Here is a 17,731-nt window from a genome sequence, read left to right as displayed (position 1 = left end):
CGGCGATAGGCTCTTGACTTCCACCCCGGCGGACGCCCGAGTCAGGTGGCACGAACAGGAGCCTTCCATGCCGTCCAACGCCTCGAGTCCGTCCCCGGAGATCGCCACCCTCGCCGCCGACCTGCAGGCCGCCGGTGTCCAGATCGACGCGGCCGGACTGGCCGAGACCCTGGCCCGGATCGCCGCCGGTCCCCGAACCTATCCGGCGCGCGCCTGGCAGGCGCTGATCGCCGCCGACCTGCCGCCGGAACTGGCCGACCGCCTGGACGCCGCTGCGGAGGCGCTGCGGCCGGCCGAGCCGACCGCCGACCCGTCGCGTCTGGACCGGCTGCGCGAGGCCCTGGCGACGGCCGGGGTGGACGGCTTCATCCTGCCGCGCGCCGACGAGCATATGGGCGAGTACATCCCGGCCCCGGCCGAGCGGCTGTCCTGGCTGACCGGCTTCACCGGGTCCGCCGGCGTGGTCCTGGTGCTCCCCGACGTGGCGGTGATCTTCGTCGACGGCCGCTACACCCTGCAGGTGGCGCAGCAGGTCGACACCGGCCGCTGGACCGTGGAGCACGTGGTCCGCACGCCGCCGGCGGAGTATGTGCGCACGCATCTCGTCGGCCGGCGCCTGGGCTTCGATCCCAGGCTGCATTCGATCAACGCCGCCAAGCGCCTGGCCGACGCGGCGGAAGAGGCAGGCGGATCGCTGGTGGCGCTGCAGGACAACCCGATCGACGCCCTGTGGGCCGACCGGCCCGCCGCCCCTCTGGGCCCGGTGGAGGTTCTGCCGACCTCTCTGACCGGCCTGGACGCGGCCGCCAAGCGCGCGCGGATCGCCGCCGAACTGGCCACCCGCGACATCGACGCCACGGTGCTGAACCAGCCGGAATCCATCGCCTGGCTGCTGAACCTGCGCGGCGCCGACGTACCCTACACGCCCCTGCCCCTGGCCTATGCCACGGTCGACCGGACCGGGCTGGTGGAGCTGTTTCTGGACGAGGAGAAGTGCACCGCGTCCGTGCGCGCGGCCCTGGGCAACGGCGTGACCCTGCGTCCGTTCGAGGCGGTCGGCGACGCCATGGACGCGCTGGGGGCGGCGGGCAGGTCGGTCGCCATTGATCCGGATGCCGCCACCGAATGGATGCGCGGCCGGCTCGAGGCCGCCGGCGCCACGGTGACCCTTGCCGCCGATCCCTGCATTCTGCCCCGCGCCCGCAAGAACGCGGTCGAGCTGGCCGGCACCCGCGCCGCCCATACCCGCGATGCCGCCGCCGTGGCCCGCTTCCTGAAATGGATCGACGACACCGGAACGCAGACCACCGAGCTGGGCGCCAGCGATGCGCTCGAAGGCTTCCGGGGCGCGGTCGCCGACTGGCGCGGCCCCAGCTTCCCGTCGATCTCCGGCGCCGGTTCGCATGGGGCGATCGTGCATTACCGGGTCACGCCCGAGACCGACCGTCCGCTGGAGGACGGCAGCCTCTACCTGATCGACAGCGGCGCCCAGTACCTCGACGGCACCACCGACATCACCCGCACGGTCGCCATCGGCCGGCCGTCCCAGGAGATGCGCGAACGCTTCACCCTGGTGCTGAAGGGCCATATCGCCATCGCCACCGCCCGTTTCCCGACCGGCACCACCGGCGGCCAGATCGACGCCCTGGCCCGGCAGTTCCTGTGGAAGGCCGGGCTCGACTTCGACCACGGCACCGGCCACGGGGTCGGCGTCTTCCTTGGCGTGCACGAGGGGCCGCAGCGGATCTCCAGCGCCAGCCGGGTGTCGATCGAGGCGGGCATGATCCTGTCCAACGAACCCGGCTACTACAAGCCGGACGCCTACGGCATCCGGATCGAGAACCTGCTGATCGCCGTCGAGGCGCCGGCGCAGGAGGATAACGGCCGGGCGATGCTCTGCTTCGAGACCATCACCTTCGCGCCGATCGACCGGCGCCTGGTCGAACCGTCACTGATGACCGCCGAGGAGATTGCCTGGCTCGACGCCTATCACGCCGAGGTCCGCAGCCGGGTCGCGTCGGCGCTCGGAGCTGACGACCGCGCCTGGCTGGAGGCGGCGACCGCACCCCTGGCCGGCTAGAGCAGATCGTGCGGTGACGGGATCGCTCCGTGATCGCGACAACGTGCGTGAATATGCTCTATCTCATTGTTTTAGAGACAAATTCACCGACCATATTGAATCATGAAATGATTCAATATGGTCGGATTTGGCTCTGGGACAGACCGCGATCCGTTGAAGGCAAAAGACCCCGCTCGACGGCCTCCGCTCAGTCCGGCGGCGCTCAGTCCCGGCGGCGGTTGGGCCGGCGGCCGATGGGCACGTCCTGACGGCGCCGGTCCGGTCCGACATAGGTCTGGTTCAAGATGAATTCCCGGCGCTCGTTCAGCACCACCTCGATGCGACGGCGCAGGGCCTCCAGGGTGATCGGCTTGGCCATCAGCAGGTTCACGCCGGCGTCGCGGGCGGCCCGCACGGCGGCCCGGTCGGCCTGAGCCGTCACCAGGATGATCGGGACATAGGGGTTTGACGACTGGGCGTCGGTGCGCACGCGGCGCACGAAGGTCACACCGTCCATCGGCTCCATCATCATGTCGCAGATGATCACATCGGCCGGGTAGGCGCGCAGCACCCGCAGCGCCGACTCGCCGTCCGCCGCCTCCTTGATCTGCCCGATGCCGAGCTGCTCGAGAAAAGCCGCCGTGAGAATCCGGCTCGCCCGGTCGTCCTCGACGATCAGCACCCGCAGCTCGCCAAATTCCTGCGCCAGGGACATACCCGTCTCCATTCTCAGTCTTTCTCCGCCGCGTCGAACTCGGCGATGACCTCCGGCAGCTGTTCGCGGGTCGCCGACACGGCCCGGCGCAGGTCCGCCATGTTTTCGGACAGCCTGGCCATCCCCTGGTCGTCCTCCTGGATCCGGCCGGCCGCGTGTTCCATCAGAACGGCCCCGAAATTCGCCGCCAATCCCTTCATCGAGTGCGCGAGCTGCCTGATCAGGTCGGTGTCGCCGGCCTCGAACGCCTTCTCCACCAGGGCGAGCTGGCGCGTCGCCTCCTGAGGCACCAGGGCGATCATCTCCACGGCCCGCGCCGGCGGCAGCGAACCCACCGCGGCCCGTACCCGGGCCCGGTCAAACGCAGGCACTGCAAGCATCCCCTCCCCAGTCTCCATGCTGTTGTCGATCGCAACATGATCACGTCGCCGGCGCGAAGCCCAGAGGATCGTCCGGTTCAGCGCGTCCCAGTCCACAGGTTTGAGCAGGACGTCGTCCAGCCCCGCGGCGAGATAGGCGTTTCGGTGTTCCGGTATGGCGTCCGCCGTCAGGGCGACGATAGGCATGTCCGCCCGCTCGCCCCCCATGGCGCGGATCTCCATCGTCGCCTGCGGGCCGTCCATGACCGGCATCTGCATGTCCATGAGCACCAGGTCGTAAACCCGCCGGCGCACCGCCTGGACGGCCTGCGCGCCGTCTTCCGCCTCGTCGACCCGGTGGCCGGCCCTGGCGAGCATGCGCGAGACCAGCATGCGGTTCACCTCATTGTCCTCCGCCAGCAGGATCCGGATCGGGTCGGCATCCTCGGACGGCACAGTCTCTTCCTCCGCCACCTCCGGCTTTTCCGTCGGCTGCATGAGCACGCCGAACGCGAAGGTCGACCCCTCGCCCGGCGTGCTGTCGAGCGAGATCCAACCGTCCATGCCCTCGACCAGACGCCGGCAGATCGACAGGCCGAGGCCGGTGCCGCCGAACCGGCGCGAGGTGTTGGCGGCCCCCTGCTCGAAAGCGGCGAAGAGCTGGCCCTGGATCTCCGGAGGAATGCCGATTCCGGTATCGGTCACGGCGCCGAGAATCTCGACCCGCGCGCCCCGGGCCTTGCCGAGAGTCAGCGCCACCGTAACGGACCCTTCATTGGTGAACTTCAGCCCGTTGGACACCAGGTTGGAGAGGATCTGCTTCAGGCGCAGCGGATCTCCCAGCAGCCAGGGCGGGACCCGCTCGTCGATCCTGCCCTCGATCCGGATGCCCTTGGAACTCGCCGAAATCTGAAACAGGCGGACGACATCGTCGAGGATCTTGGACGGCGAGAACGGGATCTCCTCGAGCTGAACCTTGCCCGCCTCGAGCTTTGAGTAGTCGAGAATGTCGTTCAGCAGCGCCAGCAGGGTGTCGGCCGAGTTCCGCATGATGTCGATGAAGCCGGTCTGGTCGCTGTCGAGCCGGGTGCGCGACAGCAGCTCGATCATCCCCAACAGCCCGGTCATCGGCGTGCGCAGTTCGTGACTCATCATCGCCAGGAACCGGGATTTCGCCGCGTCCGCGTCCTCCGCCCGCCGCCGCGCCTCGTCGAGTTCGTTCGCCAGTTGCCGCAGCGAGCGGGTCTGCTCGGCCAGCGCGTCGCGCGCGGTGCGCAGCTCGGTCTCCGCCTCGATCCGGTCGGTGATGTCGGAGCGCATGCCGACGATCCCGCCCTCGCGGGTCTTGTTCTCGCTGACCAGGATGGTCCGACCGTCGGACAGCGGCTGCAGGAAGGTCGCCTTGGGCGGATCCAGGTGCTGGCGGAGACGTTCGGCCATCCATTCGTCCTCCCGGCCCCTGGCTTCCGGGTACTGGCCGCGGTCGAGGGTGTAGCGGACCAGCTGTTCGAAGGTCCAGGCCTCGTCGATGGCCTCCTGCGGCAGGTCGTAGAGATCCTTGTACTGCGCATTGGACAGCACCAGGCGATCGTCGCGGTCGAACAGCACGAAGCCTTCCGGCATGGTCTCGATCGCATCGAGCAGCCGCGCCTGGGTGGTGGTCGCCAGGGCCTGGGCGCGGCGTTCCAGCGTCACGTCCCGCCACATGGAGAGATAGCCGCCGTCCGGCATGGGCCGGCCGGAGACGAAATAGGTGTCGGCCCCCTCGCGCTGCCACTCGAACTCCACGGCGCTGCGCTTGCCGATCGCCCGGAACATGCGCTTGATGCCGATCTCGGTGGAGGGCAGCCGGCGGATCGCGTCCTTGGCCACGCCGACCAGGGAGCGGCCGACGGTCAGCTCCTCGCTGGAGAGATGGACCAGCAACGCGAATGCCCGGTTCCAGGCGATCAGATGGTTGTTCCGGTCGAAGGCCACCAGCGGGTTCGGCATGGTGTCGAGAATCACCTGGAGCACGGCCGAGGTCGCCGCCAGGGTCATCTCGGCCTGCTTGCGCCGCGTGATGTCCAGCCGGGTGGTGACGGTCAGGCCGTTCGGGCTGTAGTTCTCCTTGACCAGATACCAGGTCCCGTCGGGCACCTGGCGTTCCGGGATCGGCGACCGGTCACGCCGCGCGTCGAGCCGGCGCTGGACATAGGCCTCGCGCTCGGCTTCCGTCATGGAGGGATCGCGGGCCAGACTGAACCGCAGCAGGTCCTCGAAGTCGTGACCGACGATGTCGCCGCGATCCCGCAGGAACGGATACATCCCGAAGAAGCGCTCGTTGCCGAAGACGAAACGGTCGTCGCCGTCATAGATCGACAGCGCGTCGTCCATCGTGTTGAGGGCGTCGCGCATGACCTGCAGCTCTCGCCGTGTCTCCTCGGCCTCCCGTTCCGCCGGGGATGGGACGATCCAGTGGGCGCCGATCACCGTCCCCGCATCGTCGCGCGTCGGCAGGCAGTGCGCCCGCGTCCCTGAACTGTCGATGACGACCGTACCGTGCTCTCCGCGCAGGGCCGCCTCGAAGGCCGACCGGGCCGAAGCCCCGTCGGCGGCAAGACCATCGACCAGCACCGGAACGCCGCCCGGCCGAGATGCGAGCCCCTCGAACAATGTCTCGGCCGGCGGGTTCCAAGCGATCGCCGTTCCGGACCGGTCAAAAGCGACGACCGCCTGGTTCAACCCCCGGACAATGCCGGACAAATGTTCAGAAGCACCCACCATGTCTTAGCGCAAGATATCCCCTTACTTTTTGAATACGTATTGCCCCGTTCGGATAGTCTAGAGCATTTTTGATCGGCGCGGAGGCCCCAGCGCGGCATGGACCCGCAAGATCCGTCGCGTCATGCGGGGCCGGTGCTTGTGAAGCTCGGGAAACACCGCCGCGCTCCCTCGGAGACTACAGGCTCCAATAGCGCAGTCCCGGCGGCAGATCCGCCGGGATCAGCACCGATTTGATGTCGACCAGAAGCCCGCCCGGCCGCAGCCGCGCGCCGAGGCCGGACGCCCCGCCGTCCAGAAACGCCCGGTGCGGGCTGGCCAGGATCAGCACGTCGAGATCGGTCAGGATCTCGGGCGTCACCAGCTCGATCCCGAGCACCCGGCGCGCCACCGCCGGACCCACCAGGGGATCGGCGACATACACCTGGGCGCCCAGGGCCGACAGCCCGGCCACGATCGGCGGCACCTGGCTGTTGCGCGCGTCGGAGACGTTCTCCTTGAACGCCACGCCCATGACCCCGACACGGGCGCCGGCGATGGCGGTCCCGCCGGTGCCGAGCAGCATGACGGTCTTCTCAACGATCCGCTCCGACATGGTGTCGTTCAGGCGGCGGGCCGAGCGGATCAGCTCCGGGTAGTAGCCGTGCGCCTCGGCCTTGGCGATCAGGTAGTAGGGATCGACGCCGATGCAGTGGCCGCCGACCAGACCGGGCGTGTAAGGCGCGAAATTCCACTTGGTGCGGGCGGCGGCCAACACGTCCTCGGTGCGCAGGCCGAGCCGGTCGTAGACCTGGGCCAGCTCGTTCATCAGGGCGATGTTCACGTCGCGCTGAATGTTCTCGGTGATCTTCGACGCCTCTGCCACCTTGATCGACGGGGCGGCGTGCAGGCCGGCGGGCACGACGGGTTCGTACAGCGCCACCACCCGGGCCAGGGTCTCGGCATCCTGGCCGGAGACCACCTTGACCACGTTGCCGAGCCCGTGGGTGGTATCGCCCGGGTTGATGCGCTCCGGCGAGTAGCCGAGCTTGAACGCCGTCCCGGCCGCCAGGCCCGAGACCTCGGCCACGATGGGCCCGACCACTTCCTCGGTGGCGCCCGGATGAACGGTGGATTCCACGATCACCAGCCCGCCCGGCCGGATCGCGCCGCCGACCGCCCGCGCCGCCTCGGCCAGGGGTCCCAGATCCGGGCGCCGGGAGCTGTCGATCGGGGTCGGCACGGCGAGGATGAAGACCTCCGCCCCCGCCAGCTCCGCGGCCTCGGCGGTGAAGCGCAGCTCCGGCGGCACGGCGATGGCGCCGCCTTCCGGGTCGTTGCGATCGACGCCGCGGGCGAGCTCCGCCGTGCGGCCCGCATCGATGTCGTAGCCGATGACCGTGCGTCCGTTCTCGGCGAAGGCGAGCGCCAGGGGCAGGCCGACATAACCGAGGCCGAGGATGGCAACCGTCGCGTCGCCGCTCATCGGGTTTCCCCCTTGGCGAAATCCTTCAGGACTGCCGCCGTGCTGCGCGGAGCGAAGCCGAGGGCGGCGGCCGGACCGATATCGATGATGAAGGATGCTCTCGGGGCGGGCTCCTCCTCGATCGTCGCGCTCAGCCCCGCCCCGTCGGCGAGGCAGGTCACCGCCTGGCGCACGGTGACGGGATCGCGGCTGGCGATCGGCACGGCGACGAAGCGGTCCGGCGGGGCGGTCAGCGCCTGGCCGACGAGGGCCGCGACATCCTGCACCTCGACCACGTTGTTGAAGGCGGCGTCGCCGTTGAAGACGCGCACGGTCTCTCCGCGTCTCAGTCTCGCCAGCACCTGGACCGGCCAGTTCCGGGCCGCCCCCGGGCCGACCACCGCCGGCAGCCGGATCGCCAGGCCCGGTCCGGCCCGCTCGGCCAGCAATCGCTCGCCCAGCAGCTTCGACATACCATAGGCGTCGGGGTTCACCACCGCCGTGTCGGGCGTCACCACCGGATCGGCGATCGTGCCGTGCACCGACAGGCTGGAAAGGTAGACGAACACCCCAACATCCGCCGCCGCCAGCCGGGCGGTCGCCTGAGCGTTGTCGCGGATCAGCACCGACGCCGGCACCGTGCCGGCGGCGCCGGTCGAAGGCGAGCTGGCCGCGGCGTGCACGATGGCATCCAGCCGCACGGGCAGGGGCGCGTCGCCGGCCAGGTCGGCCTGCCAGGTCTCGCCCTCGATCAGGTCGTCGGGCAGCGGCGAGGTCCGCCAATGCGCGATCACCTCGTGACCCAAGGCGGCAAGCCATCTGGCGATCGCCCGGCCGGTAAAGCCGGCCGCCCCGGTGACCAGGACCCGCATCGGATCAGCCGCGCACGGTGGCGAGGATCCGCTCGACCGACAGGCCGTGGGCCGCGAGGATGTCCTCATGGCTGCCGTAGCAGTGCACGAATTCGTCTTTCAGGGTGAAGGTGTGCAGGTCGCACTCGGCCCGGACGTCCCAGGCGATCTGCTTGGTCTGCGGTGCCAGGCCGCCCTGGGGCGCGTGCTCCTCGACCACGATCACCCGCTTGTGCCGGCGCAGCAGATCGGCGATGCCGGCGATGTCCAGCGGCTTCACGGTGTGGCAGACCGCCAGCGAGACGGAGTTGCCGTCCGCGGTCAGCGCGTCGGCGACCTCGGCCGCCATCTTCGTGATGACGCCGTAGGACAGCACGGCCACGTCCTCGCCCCGGCGCAGATAGCGCAGCTTGCCGAATTCCCACGGGTCGCTGTCCGGCCCGGTGAGAGTCGGCTCGCCGGCCTTGCCGAAGCGGAAATAGACCGGTCCGCCGCCCTCGCGCGCGACCAGCCACCGGGTGGCCTCGGTCGCCTCCACCGGATCGCAGGGCGCGATGATCGACATGTTGGGAATGGCGCCGGCGACGGCGATGTCCTCCTGGGCGTAGTGGGTGCCGCCCAACGTGGAGTAGATCACCCCGCCGCCGATGCCGACCACCGTCACCGGCAGGTTCTGATAGCCGAGATCGTCGCGCACCATCTCGAACGGCCGGTACAGGGCGAACGTGGCGATGGTGTAGGCGAAGGGCCGCATCCCCTTCAGCGCCAGCCCGGCGCAGATGCCGATCATCGCCTGCTCGGCCACGCCCACATTGATGAAGCGCTCGGGGAACTCCTCGCGGAACTTGCCCATGGAGCCGGCGGGCGAGATGTCGGCGACCACGATGTGGATGCGCGGGTCGTCCTTGGCGAGCTCGTAGAGGACTTCGGCGAAGGTGTTCCTCACGACGCGATCTCCTTCAGCTCGGCCAGCGCCTGGGCATATTCCTCAGGGTTCGGGGAGCGATAATGCCAGATCGGCACGTTCTCCATGTAGGACACGCCCTTGCCCTTGGTGGTGCGGCCGATCAGACAGAACGGCTTGCCGCCCTTGCGCGCGGCGACGGCGTCGTAAACCGCCTTGGCGTCATGCCCGTTGACGATGGCGGTCTCCCAGCCGAAGGCCTCCAGCTTCTCGTCCAGCGGATAGAAGCTCGGATGGGTCTCCGAGGTGCGGCCGAGCGACTGGAAGTCGTTGTTGTCGATCAGCGCCACCAGGTTGGTCAGCCCCAGGGTGGAGGCCATCATGAAGGCCTCCCAGGTGGAGCCCTCCTGCACCTCGCCGTCGGACAGCACGCAGTAGATGGCGCCCGCGTCCGCCGACCCGCCGGCCTTGTTGCGCTCGGCGATCGCCATGCCGACCGCCATGGCCATGCCGTGGCCGAGCGAGCCGGTCGACGCCTCGATCCCCGGGTTGCCGTAATCCGGATGGGCGCCGAGGATGCCGTGGGCCGTGCAGTAATCGTCCAGGTGCTTGCGGTCGAGCACGCCCCGGTCCTCCAGGATCACGTACTGCGCCATGCATCCATGGCCCTTGGACATCAGGAAGGTGTCCTGCCCGTCCGGCCGCATCAGCCCGTGGTAGCAGGTGTCCGTCAGTTCCATGCAGGAGAAGGCGCCGGCGGCGTGCAGGGCGCTGACATGCTGGGAGATGTCGAGGATCCGCCGGCGGTACTGCATGCAGCGCTTGCGCGAGGCGGCGGGGTCGAAACTGTTGTGTCCGGGCGTGGCGGTCATGGCGCCGTGTCTCCGACTGTCAGGGCCCGGTCGAGGAAGAGCATGCGCGCCATGGGTCAGCCTCCGGTAACGTGACGGTGGACCTTGGCCAGGCCCTCGGCCAGAGGGGTATAGCGGAAATCCGGGAAGGCATAAAACGTCGCCGACGGGTTGAACGACCGGTAGCCGTTATGCGGCATGCCGCCGACCCGCTCCGTTCCCTTGATCATGATCCGCATGCGGACGCGCGCGGCGATCATCTCCGCCACCTCGCGGAAGGAATGCACCTCGCCGGTGGCGGCGTTCAGCACACCGGCCGAGCGGTGCATGACCATGCGCCGGATCAGTTCGCCCACATCCTCGACCAGGATATGATCGCGCCGTTCCTCGCCGTCGCCGACCAGGGTGATGTCCTTGCCGTCCAGCGCCAGCCGGCGGAATCGGTTCGGGCCGTAGCCGTCATGCGGGTCCTTCGCGCCGTAGACCAGGGTCGGCCGCAGGATGCCGACCGGCAGGCCGCTCTCGTCCAGCAGCATGCGCTCGCGCGCCAGATGCATGACCCCCTGCAGCGATCCGGGTTCGGCACAGTCGGTCTCGGTCAGCGGCTCGGCCTTGTCCCTGTAGACCGCGTCCGACGACACGTAGATCACATGGGCCACAGGCTGGCGCTTCAGGGCGGCGACGACGGTGTTCATCATCGCGATGTTGCGGGCCAGCATCCCGCCGTCCTTGCACGGCGCCTCGGCGGAGGCCACGACCAGCACGTCGTCGGGGCGAAGCTGCTCGGCCAGGAACTCGAAGGCGCCATCGGCCAGCAGGTCGACCTGGGCGCGGCCGATCCTCTCGACCCGGCCCCCGGCCGCCTCGATGGCGTCGGCGGCGGCGCCCCCGAGGAAACCGGCACCGAGCACGACGGTGCAGGGCGGCAGGGCAGGCTTGGCGAGACGATGGTCCAGCATGACGATCCTCCTAGCTCCTGCCCTTTTCCCGGCCGTCACCGAGATAGTCGAACCAGGTCTTGGTGGCCTGCGCGATGCTGTCGGGCGTCCACAGGGGCGCCTCGCGCCAGTAGTCGAGCTGGGCCAGCATCCGGCCGACCCCTTCCTCGAAGGAGACCTCCTGCCTCCAGCCAAGATCGCGGGTGATCTTGGCGATGTCGGCGAAGGTGCAGTCCGGCTCGCCCGGCCGCTTGGGGATGTTGACGTGCGCGCTCTCCAGCAGCTCGACCAGGCGGTTCACCGGCTGCGGATCGCCGGCGCCCAGGTTCCAGATCTCGCCCACCTTGTCGGTCTCCGCCGCCGCCAGGAAGCCGCGGGCGACATCGGTGACGAACAGGAAGTCGCGGCTCTGGGTGCCGTCGCCGACGACCGTCAGCGGCTGGCCGGCGATCTTCTGGCGCAGGAACACGCCGAACACCGCCCCGTAGGCGCCCGAGGTGCGCGACCGGGTGCCGTAGGCGTTGAAGATCCGCACCGAATTGACCGGCAGGCCGTATACCTTGTGCCAATGGAACGCCGCCTGCTCCCCCTGGTATTTCGACAGGGCATAGGGATGTTCCGGCGCGATCGGGTGGTCCTCGCTGGTCGGCACGTCGGCCAGTCCGTAACAGGAGGAGGACGCGGCGTAGACGAAGCGCTTCACCCCCGCCGTACGCGCCGCGTCAAGCACGCAGGCGGTGCCCTGGACGTTCACCGACATGTACTCCAGCGGCCGCTCGATCGACGGCACGATATCGCCGATGCCGGCGAAATGGATCACGATCGACGCCCCGGCGAAGGCCGCATCGTCCGGCTGGATCTCCCGGATATCGCGGAAGTCGCGGATCAGGTCTGGCGTCTCGCCGTGATGGGCGAGGTTGAGCGCGCGCCCGCCGGTCAGGTTGTCGATCGCCCGCACCCGGTAGCCCCGCTCGAGCAGCAGATCGACCATGTGGGAGCCGATGAAACCGGCGCCGCCGGTGACGATGGCATAGGGCTTGTCAGCCAGCGTGTCTGCCAAGGGGAACGTCCTTTCCGCGGGCGGCGAGATCGGCTCCGGCGTCGCTCAGGCGGCGGTCAGCTTCTGCATGGTCTTGACGTTGAAATACCGGTCGTCGGTCATCGAGTTCGGCAGCTTGCCGTCGCGGAACGCCTGGACCAGACCGCGCACCGCATCCTCCACCGAGAGCTGCGGCACGAAACCGAGGGCCTTGCGGATCTTGTCGGAATTGACGTGATACGAACGGATGTCGTCGGTCGGCGTGGTGACGATGTCGATCGGCGCCCGCTCCGGCATCTCCTCCTCGACCACCGTCTTCACGGCCTCGGCGATCTCCGAGATCGCCATGTTCTGGTAGCCGGCGTTGAAGGTCTCGCCGTTGATCTTGGCGGCGTCGTGGCTCAGCAGGTCCACATAGAGCCGGCACACGTCCTCGATATGGATGTTGGGGCGCAGCTGGCTGCCGCCGAACACGGTGATCTTGCCGTTGTTGACCGCGTGGTTGGTCAGGATGTTCACCGACAGGTCGAGGCGCATCCGCGGGGCGTAGCCGCAGACCGTCGCCGGGCGGATGGTGACGGCGACGAAGTCGTCGTCATTGTGCTTCCACAGCAGCGGCTCGCACATGCCCTTGAACTTGTTGTAGTCGGTCAGCGGCACCAGCGGATGATCCTCGGTGACGTCCGGCGCGTCGGACACGCCGTAGACCGAACTGGTGGACGCGTAGACGAAGCGCTTCACGCCCGCCTGCTTGGCGGCGACGACCATCGGCTCGAAACAGTCGTAGTTGATCGACTTCGACAGGGTCGGGTCGAGCACGAAGGACGGGTCGTTGGAGATACAGGCGAGGTGGATCACCGCATCGCACCCGGCCACCGCCTTGGCGAAGGCCGCCGTGTCGCGCAGATCGCCCTTGATCGATGTGAGCTTCGCGTTGGAGAGCGGCAGCCTGTCGTCGCCGAAATACTGGATGTCGAAGACGACAACCTCGTAGCCCGCGTCGAGCAGTTTGGGGGTGAGCAAAGAGCCCACATAGCCGGCGCCGCCGGTCACGAGGACGCGCTTCAGGGGGTGGTCGTTCTGCACCGTAGACCCATCCTTTTGGATAGCCGCAGCCGCCCTTCGGCTGCTGTCACCCCATTTATCGCACAACCACTTAACAAACAGGAAATCAATATTATCAAGTCACAGCGGTCGGAATCGAACCACCCCCTCGAGCGGCCGGGCAGCCCGACTCACGTAAACGTATCGATCCCGTTGAGCGGCGGAAGACTCTCCCGGTCGATCTGCTGCGGCGCCAGGTCCAGGGCGTCGTTGAGGCGGTACAGGTCCTCCAGTTCGGCGACCCCCGCCTCGTCCTCCACCACCAGGGTTTCGAACACGCAGTGCATTTCCCCACCGGCGGCGAGCAGCATGTCGAAGATCTCCCGGCGCTTCTTCGGGTTCTGCGGCAGCATGAACAGGCTGCACAGGATGATCCCGTCCATCTGGTCGAGGTCGCGCAGCATGGCGTACAGCTGCACGAAGCATCCGTCGAAGTAGTACTCGCCGCGGGACAGGCGGAACGTCTTGTCCCGGTTGCGGGCGTACTCGCGCATCACGAGGTTCTGCACGTTCGCCGGGATCCGCAGGCCCTTGAAGCTCTGATGGGTCACATAGCCCTGGAGCAGGCCGGTCTTCGCTCGGGTCATGGTCCGATCACCCGTCGAAGCCGGTGGGCGCCTTAAAATTCATGCCGATCCGGCTCATGATCCTCACCGTGGCCGGCGAGTAGAAACGGCCGAGGCACTTCTCGTCGCTGGTGTAGGGGGTGAACAGGCCGGTGAGGCGGGTGTTCAGGGACCACCGGGTCTGCGGCACCTCGTTCATCACGTTGCCATGCAGCAGCAGGGGCGAGAACACCAGGACCTGGCCGTAGGCCACCGACACCCAGCGGAACTTGTCCTCGTACATCTTGAACAGGTCGAGGGACTTGCCGCCATCGGGCAGGTCGCTCATCGCCGCGCGGACCGTGCGGTTATGCTCCGGCGGCAGGATGAACATGGCCTTGGTGTCGTAGACATCCACCAGCGGCAGCCATTCCACCACCTCGTAGGGCGTTTCGGCGGACCAGGGATCGGCATGCACGGGCAGAACCGACGTCACGTCGTTCGGCATCTGGATCGACACGTTGACCTTGTTCTGCATGGCCAGCTCGTTGCCGACGATGCGGTCCACCGCGGAACGCGCCAGGGACAGATAGCTCGGCCGCGCCCAGGCGGTCCGGTTCAGTTGCTCGAAGACGAACAGGCGCAGCGCGTTGACGTCGCCGACCGCGACGCGCTCGTGGATGCTGTCGAGGAAAGCGGTCTCGTCCGCCGGCAGGTCGCAGTCCAGGTGGCGGCAGACCAGCTTGACGATCTCGTGGCGATAGGCATCGAGGCGTGGCCGGTCGTCGACATCGATGATGACGTAGCCGTCTGCCATGAACGCCTCGGCAAGCTCGGCCTCCCGCGGGTCGTCGAAGCTCTCAATCAGGACCAAGACATTGCTCCCGTCCGCATGGGTCACGCATCAGGTGTCAGCGACTTTAGCCGGGTGAAGCACGGACCGGACAGTCGCAACGAAAGGGCACATTATTTTATCCATGTTACCAGAGACTTGGCCGGATCCAAGGCCTTTCCAGCAAAAGCGGGCCAACCTCGTACGGCAGCGGCCTCGACCATTGACGGCGAAAACGGATCGGCTATTAATTTCCGTGTTCGAAATCCACCCCTGTTTCTGCGGGAAACCTGAGCCTGTCGGCCAAATGGCCGGAATGGCCAACATATGAAGCCGCCGGTCCCTTTTTGCAGGGATAAGGCTGCAGAGCTCGGAATACAATGGATCATCCCCCACGCGACCTCCTATCGGCCATCGCGCGAGACGTTATCGCCGGATTTGATCCGAGAAAGAGCATCGCACGACACGGCTCCGAATTCCCCAACCCCTCAAGACTGCTCGAAGAGCTGCGCGCCCATGTCGAGAGGGAAGCAACGCCCGACGCTCGGCGAAAAATTGCAGAAAGCCTAGCAAAATCCTTCCCAAACACCTTTGTCGCACTCGATTTTTACTGTGAAACATTTAAACGAGAACTGAAGAAATCCAGCCTGATCCGGTTACGGAGCCGCGCTGCCAGCTTGCAGCCAAAAAGCAAGATTGCCACGGTCCGTCTGGCGGAAGCGCTGGAATCGGACGGCCAAATGCTGGCTGCACTGGAGGTGATGCGCGCCGCGATCCGCAGTGGCCTCAGCGACGAAATTTTGAGCTTCAAGGCGGGATACTACGCGAATCTGAGCGGCGATCATTCGCAGGCTCTGGAGTTCTACAAGAAGGCGTTGAAGGCAGAGGTGCACCACCGAACCCTGCTCAATATGGCATCCGCCGCCAGACATATCGGCGACTTTGAACTGAGCGAAGCGAGTTCCAAACGCGCAATCCTGCTCCGTCCTGATATCTGGGATGCCTATTACAACCTCGGCAATCTGCGTCGGGAAATCGGAAATGTGCAGGACGCGGTGCGTCAGAGCGCACGCGCGGAAAAGCTCAAACCAGAGAGCGCCAGCGTCAAGTGGAACCTCTCTCACGCCCTGATGGCCAGCGGCGATTTTGCAAAGGGCTTCAAGGTCTACAGAGACAGATGGTTCTTCGACGGATTTCCCACGCGCATTCGATATCCGGGCATCACGAATGTGGACTCCGTGAAGGGCCTGACCGGTAGCCTCTTCGTCTACTGTGAACAGGGGGTGGGGGATAACCTGCTGTTCGCCCGCTTCATCCCGAAGCTGCTCGAACAGTTGCCCGAGGGCGTCACGGCGACCTTTGAATGCTACCAGAGCGTTCTGAATCTCCTCCAGAACAGCTTCCCGCAAGCGAAAATTGTGCCTTATGACAAAACCTTACGAGAAGGGTACGACTTCTATCTGCCGTTGTTTGACGTCCCGGCCCTACTGGGAATCGCCGATGTGAGCGGAGAGGCCTTTCCGTATATCGTCCCCTCGCCACGGCCTGAACTCCCCACCATTTCCAGCAGCCGCCCAAAAGTCGGAATCGTGTGGGCCGGCAATCCGAAATTCACGCACGACCAGCAGCGCTCGGCAAAGATCGATGACATCGACGGCCTGTTCGAGGGCCTCAACGCGGATTTCTACTGCTTTCAAAAAGGCCGCGACGAGGGAGTGATTTCGGAACGCCACCCTGACGTGGTCGACTTGGCGCCGCATCTGACCGACTTCGAGGCAACTGCCGTTCTGATGCAGCAGATGGATGTCGTCGTATCCACCTGCACCTCGACGGCCAATCTCGCGGGCGCCCTCGGCAAGAAAGGCATTGTGCTTACCGGACCGGCGCGCGACTGGCGCTGGATGACGGGCCGTACCTCTGACTGGTTTCCATCACTGACAATCCTGCAGCGCTCGAGAACCCAAAGCTGGGAATCGTTCTTCGTCGACGCGCGTCATGAGCTCGCGAGAATTCTGGAGCACATCTAATGTCTTGTATTTTCTTTATTCATCAGAATATGCCAGGTCAATTTAAGAACCTGTGCCGAAGTCTAGCAAAAAATAAGGAAAACAGTATTTATTTCATCACTAAACGAGATGATGTTGGAATTGAAAATGTAAAACGAGTCAAATACAGCCTAGCTCGCGAACCAAATCGTGACGGACACCATTACATAAAATTTCTTGATGAGCAGATCCTCTATGCACAAGCCGTGGTGCGTGTCCTTTTAACCCTAAAAGAACGCGGAGTTAACCCGGACATTATATTCGCACACTCCGGCTGGGGCGAGGCGTTGTTTGTGAAAGAGGTATTCCCGAACGCAAAGATCATCATTTTTTCCGAGTATTATTATACCGCTCGGGAATCAGACACGGCGTTCATCAATAAAGGCAATGTTTCCATCGAAGAAGCGTGCAGACTTGTCAGCAAGAACCTGCACCTCACCCAATCGATGATGGGCGCAGATCTCATCATTACCCCCACCGTCTGGCAGAAATATCAGCACCCACCGATCATGTGGGACAAGATCTTCACCTATCACGAAGGCGTTTCGGTTCCCCAGATCCGAGAGGGACGCGCGTCCGAGGTCTTTCTTCCAAACGGCTGGCACCTGAAGAAGGGCGACAAGATCGTGACCTATGTGTCACGAAATCTGGAACCGTATCGTGGTTTCGATGTCCTGTTCGAGGCCATCAAGATCCTCCGGCGGCGTGCTCCCGACATCCGTTTCGTCCTCATCGGCGGCGACGACATCAGCTACGGCAAGCGCGCACCAAACGGCATGTCCTGGCGCGAGTATTTCCTGAACGAAGAACCCGAGGCCATCGAGAATGTCGCCTTTGTCGGGAAGTTGCCCTATTCGATGTTTCTGGACCTGTTCAACATCACCCAGGTTCACCTGTATCTGACCGTACCGTTCGTGTTGTCGTGGTCGATGCTGGAGGCGATGGCGCTTGAGGCCTGCGTCCTGGGATCGCGCGTGCACCCGGTCCAGGAGGTCGTTTCCGATCGGCAAAACGGACTGCTATGCGACCTGACCCCGTCCGGCGTGGCCGATGGGATCGAACGCGCCTTCAGCTTATCTCAGGCGGAGCGCGACAGGCTGGGGCTGTTTGCTCGGTTGACGGTCGAACAGAACTACGATTTCGAGACCGTATCCCTGCCGACGATCCTTGCCGAGATCCGCCAGAGATTCGGCTTAGACGTGAGCGCTTGACCGGACGCGGCCGGCCAGACTATCACCAGCGCCAAGTTGTCACGCGAACCGTCGGCTTCGCTCAGTCGGAA

The 17,731-nt window shown here is 65.9% G+C and carries 14 protein-coding genes; 3 read left to right on the top strand and 11 right to left on the bottom strand.

The genetic code is table 11. From position 1 onward, the window contains the following. Positions 1 to 67 precede the first annotated feature (67 nt). Positions 68 to 2,080, top strand: coding sequence for an aminopeptidase P family protein (locus G578_RS0105870; protein WP_028793438.1), 2,013 nt, complete (start codon positions 68 to 70; stop codon positions 2,078 to 2,080). A 202-nt stretch (positions 2,081 to 2,282) separates the two neighbouring features. Here G578_RS0105870 and G578_RS0105865 read toward each other — a convergent pair whose 3' ends face one another. The 11 genes from G578_RS0105865 to G578_RS0105815 all read right to left on the bottom strand — a co-directional run bounded on the left by G578_RS0105865 (position 2,283) and on the right by G578_RS0105815 (position 14,446). Further along, positions 2,283 to 2,774: a response regulator gene (locus G578_RS0105865; RefSeq protein WP_038014416.1), complete on the bottom strand. Its 492-nt coding sequence runs from the start codon at positions 2,772 to 2,774 to the stop codon at positions 2,283 to 2,285. A gap of 14 nt (positions 2,775 to 2,788) precedes the next feature. Beyond that, positions 2,789 to 5,749 carry a PAS-domain containing protein gene (locus G578_RS28215; RefSeq protein WP_051244114.1) on the bottom strand — a complete coding sequence of 987 codons (2,961 nt, stop codon included), beginning with the start codon at positions 5,747 to 5,749 and terminating at the stop codon, positions 2,789 to 2,791. 325 nt (positions 5,750 to 6,074) lie between these two features. After that, positions 6,075 to 7,361: a nucleotide sugar dehydrogenase gene (locus tag G578_RS0105855; protein WP_028793436.1), complete on the bottom strand. Its 1,287-nt coding sequence runs from the start codon at positions 7,359 to 7,361 to the stop codon at positions 6,075 to 6,077. Next, complete coding sequence (locus G578_RS0105850) at positions 7,358 to 8,212, bottom strand: NAD-dependent epimerase/dehydratase family protein (RefSeq protein WP_028793435.1); 855 nt, start codon at positions 8,210 to 8,212, stop codon at positions 7,358 to 7,360. The genes G578_RS0105855 and G578_RS0105850 overlap by 4 nt, the downstream gene beginning before the upstream one ends. A gap of 4 nt (positions 8,213 to 8,216) precedes the next feature. Then, complete coding sequence (locus G578_RS0105845) at positions 8,217 to 9,137, bottom strand: transketolase family protein (protein WP_028793434.1); 921 nt, start codon at positions 9,135 to 9,137, stop codon at positions 8,217 to 8,219. After that, positions 9,134 to 9,967, bottom strand: a complete 834-nt coding sequence (locus G578_RS0105840) for a transketolase (protein WP_028793433.1) — start codon at positions 9,965 to 9,967, stop codon at positions 9,134 to 9,136. The genes G578_RS0105845 and G578_RS0105840 overlap by 4 nt, the downstream gene beginning before the upstream one ends. 56 nt (positions 9,968 to 10,023) lie before the next feature. After that, the gene (locus tag G578_RS0105835) at positions 10,024 to 10,905 is read right to left on the bottom strand and encodes an NAD-dependent epimerase/dehydratase family protein (RefSeq protein WP_028793432.1); all 882 of its coding nucleotides are present in this window, start codon (positions 10,903 to 10,905) and stop codon (positions 10,024 to 10,026) included. Positions 10,906 to 10,915: 10 nt separating this feature from the next. Further along, on the bottom strand, positions 10,916 to 11,944 hold the full coding sequence (locus G578_RS0105830) for an NAD-dependent epimerase/dehydratase family protein (protein ID WP_245565564.1): 1,029 nt from the start codon (positions 11,942 to 11,944) through the stop codon (positions 10,916 to 10,918). 45 nt (positions 11,945 to 11,989) lie between these two features. Beyond that, the gene (locus G578_RS0105825) at positions 11,990 to 13,009 is read right to left on the bottom strand and encodes an NAD-dependent epimerase/dehydratase family protein (protein ID WP_028793430.1); all 1,020 of its coding nucleotides are present in this window, start codon (positions 13,007 to 13,009) and stop codon (positions 11,990 to 11,992) included. A 149-nt stretch (positions 13,010 to 13,158) separates the two neighbouring features. Next, positions 13,159 to 13,614, bottom strand: a complete 456-nt coding sequence (locus G578_RS24980) for an LIC12192 family sporadic carbohydrate cluster protein (protein WP_051244112.1) — start codon at positions 13,612 to 13,614, stop codon at positions 13,159 to 13,161. A gap of 7 nt (positions 13,615 to 13,621) precedes the next feature. Next, positions 13,622 to 14,446, bottom strand: coding sequence for a sporadic carbohydrate cluster 2OG-Fe(II) oxygenase (locus G578_RS0105815; RefSeq protein WP_051244109.1), 825 nt, complete (start codon positions 14,444 to 14,446; stop codon positions 13,622 to 13,624). A 338-nt stretch (positions 14,447 to 14,784) separates the two neighbouring features. On the opposite strand from G578_RS0105815, the gene G578_RS0105810 reads away from it, so the two are divergent. Beyond that, on the top strand, positions 14,785 to 16,431 hold the full coding sequence (locus G578_RS0105810; RefSeq protein ID WP_156907219.1) for a tetratricopeptide repeat protein: 1,647 nt from the start codon (positions 14,785 to 14,787) through the stop codon (positions 16,429 to 16,431). Continuing rightward, entirely contained in the window at positions 16,431 to 17,660 is a 1,230-nt protein-coding gene (locus G578_RS24975) for a glycosyltransferase (RefSeq protein ID WP_051244106.1), read from the top strand. The genes G578_RS0105810 and G578_RS24975 overlap by 1 nt, the downstream gene beginning before the upstream one ends. The last annotated feature ends 71 nt before the right edge of the window (positions 17,661 to 17,731 follow it).

This window comes from Thalassobaculum salexigens DSM 19539 (genome assembly GCF_000423805.1).
In the GTDB taxonomy this organism is placed as follows: domain Bacteria; phylum Pseudomonadota; class Alphaproteobacteria; order Thalassobaculales; family Thalassobaculaceae; genus Thalassobaculum; species Thalassobaculum litoreum.
Note: the sequence above shows the minus strand (reverse complement) of the source record. Positions and strands in the feature narration are given on the sequence as shown.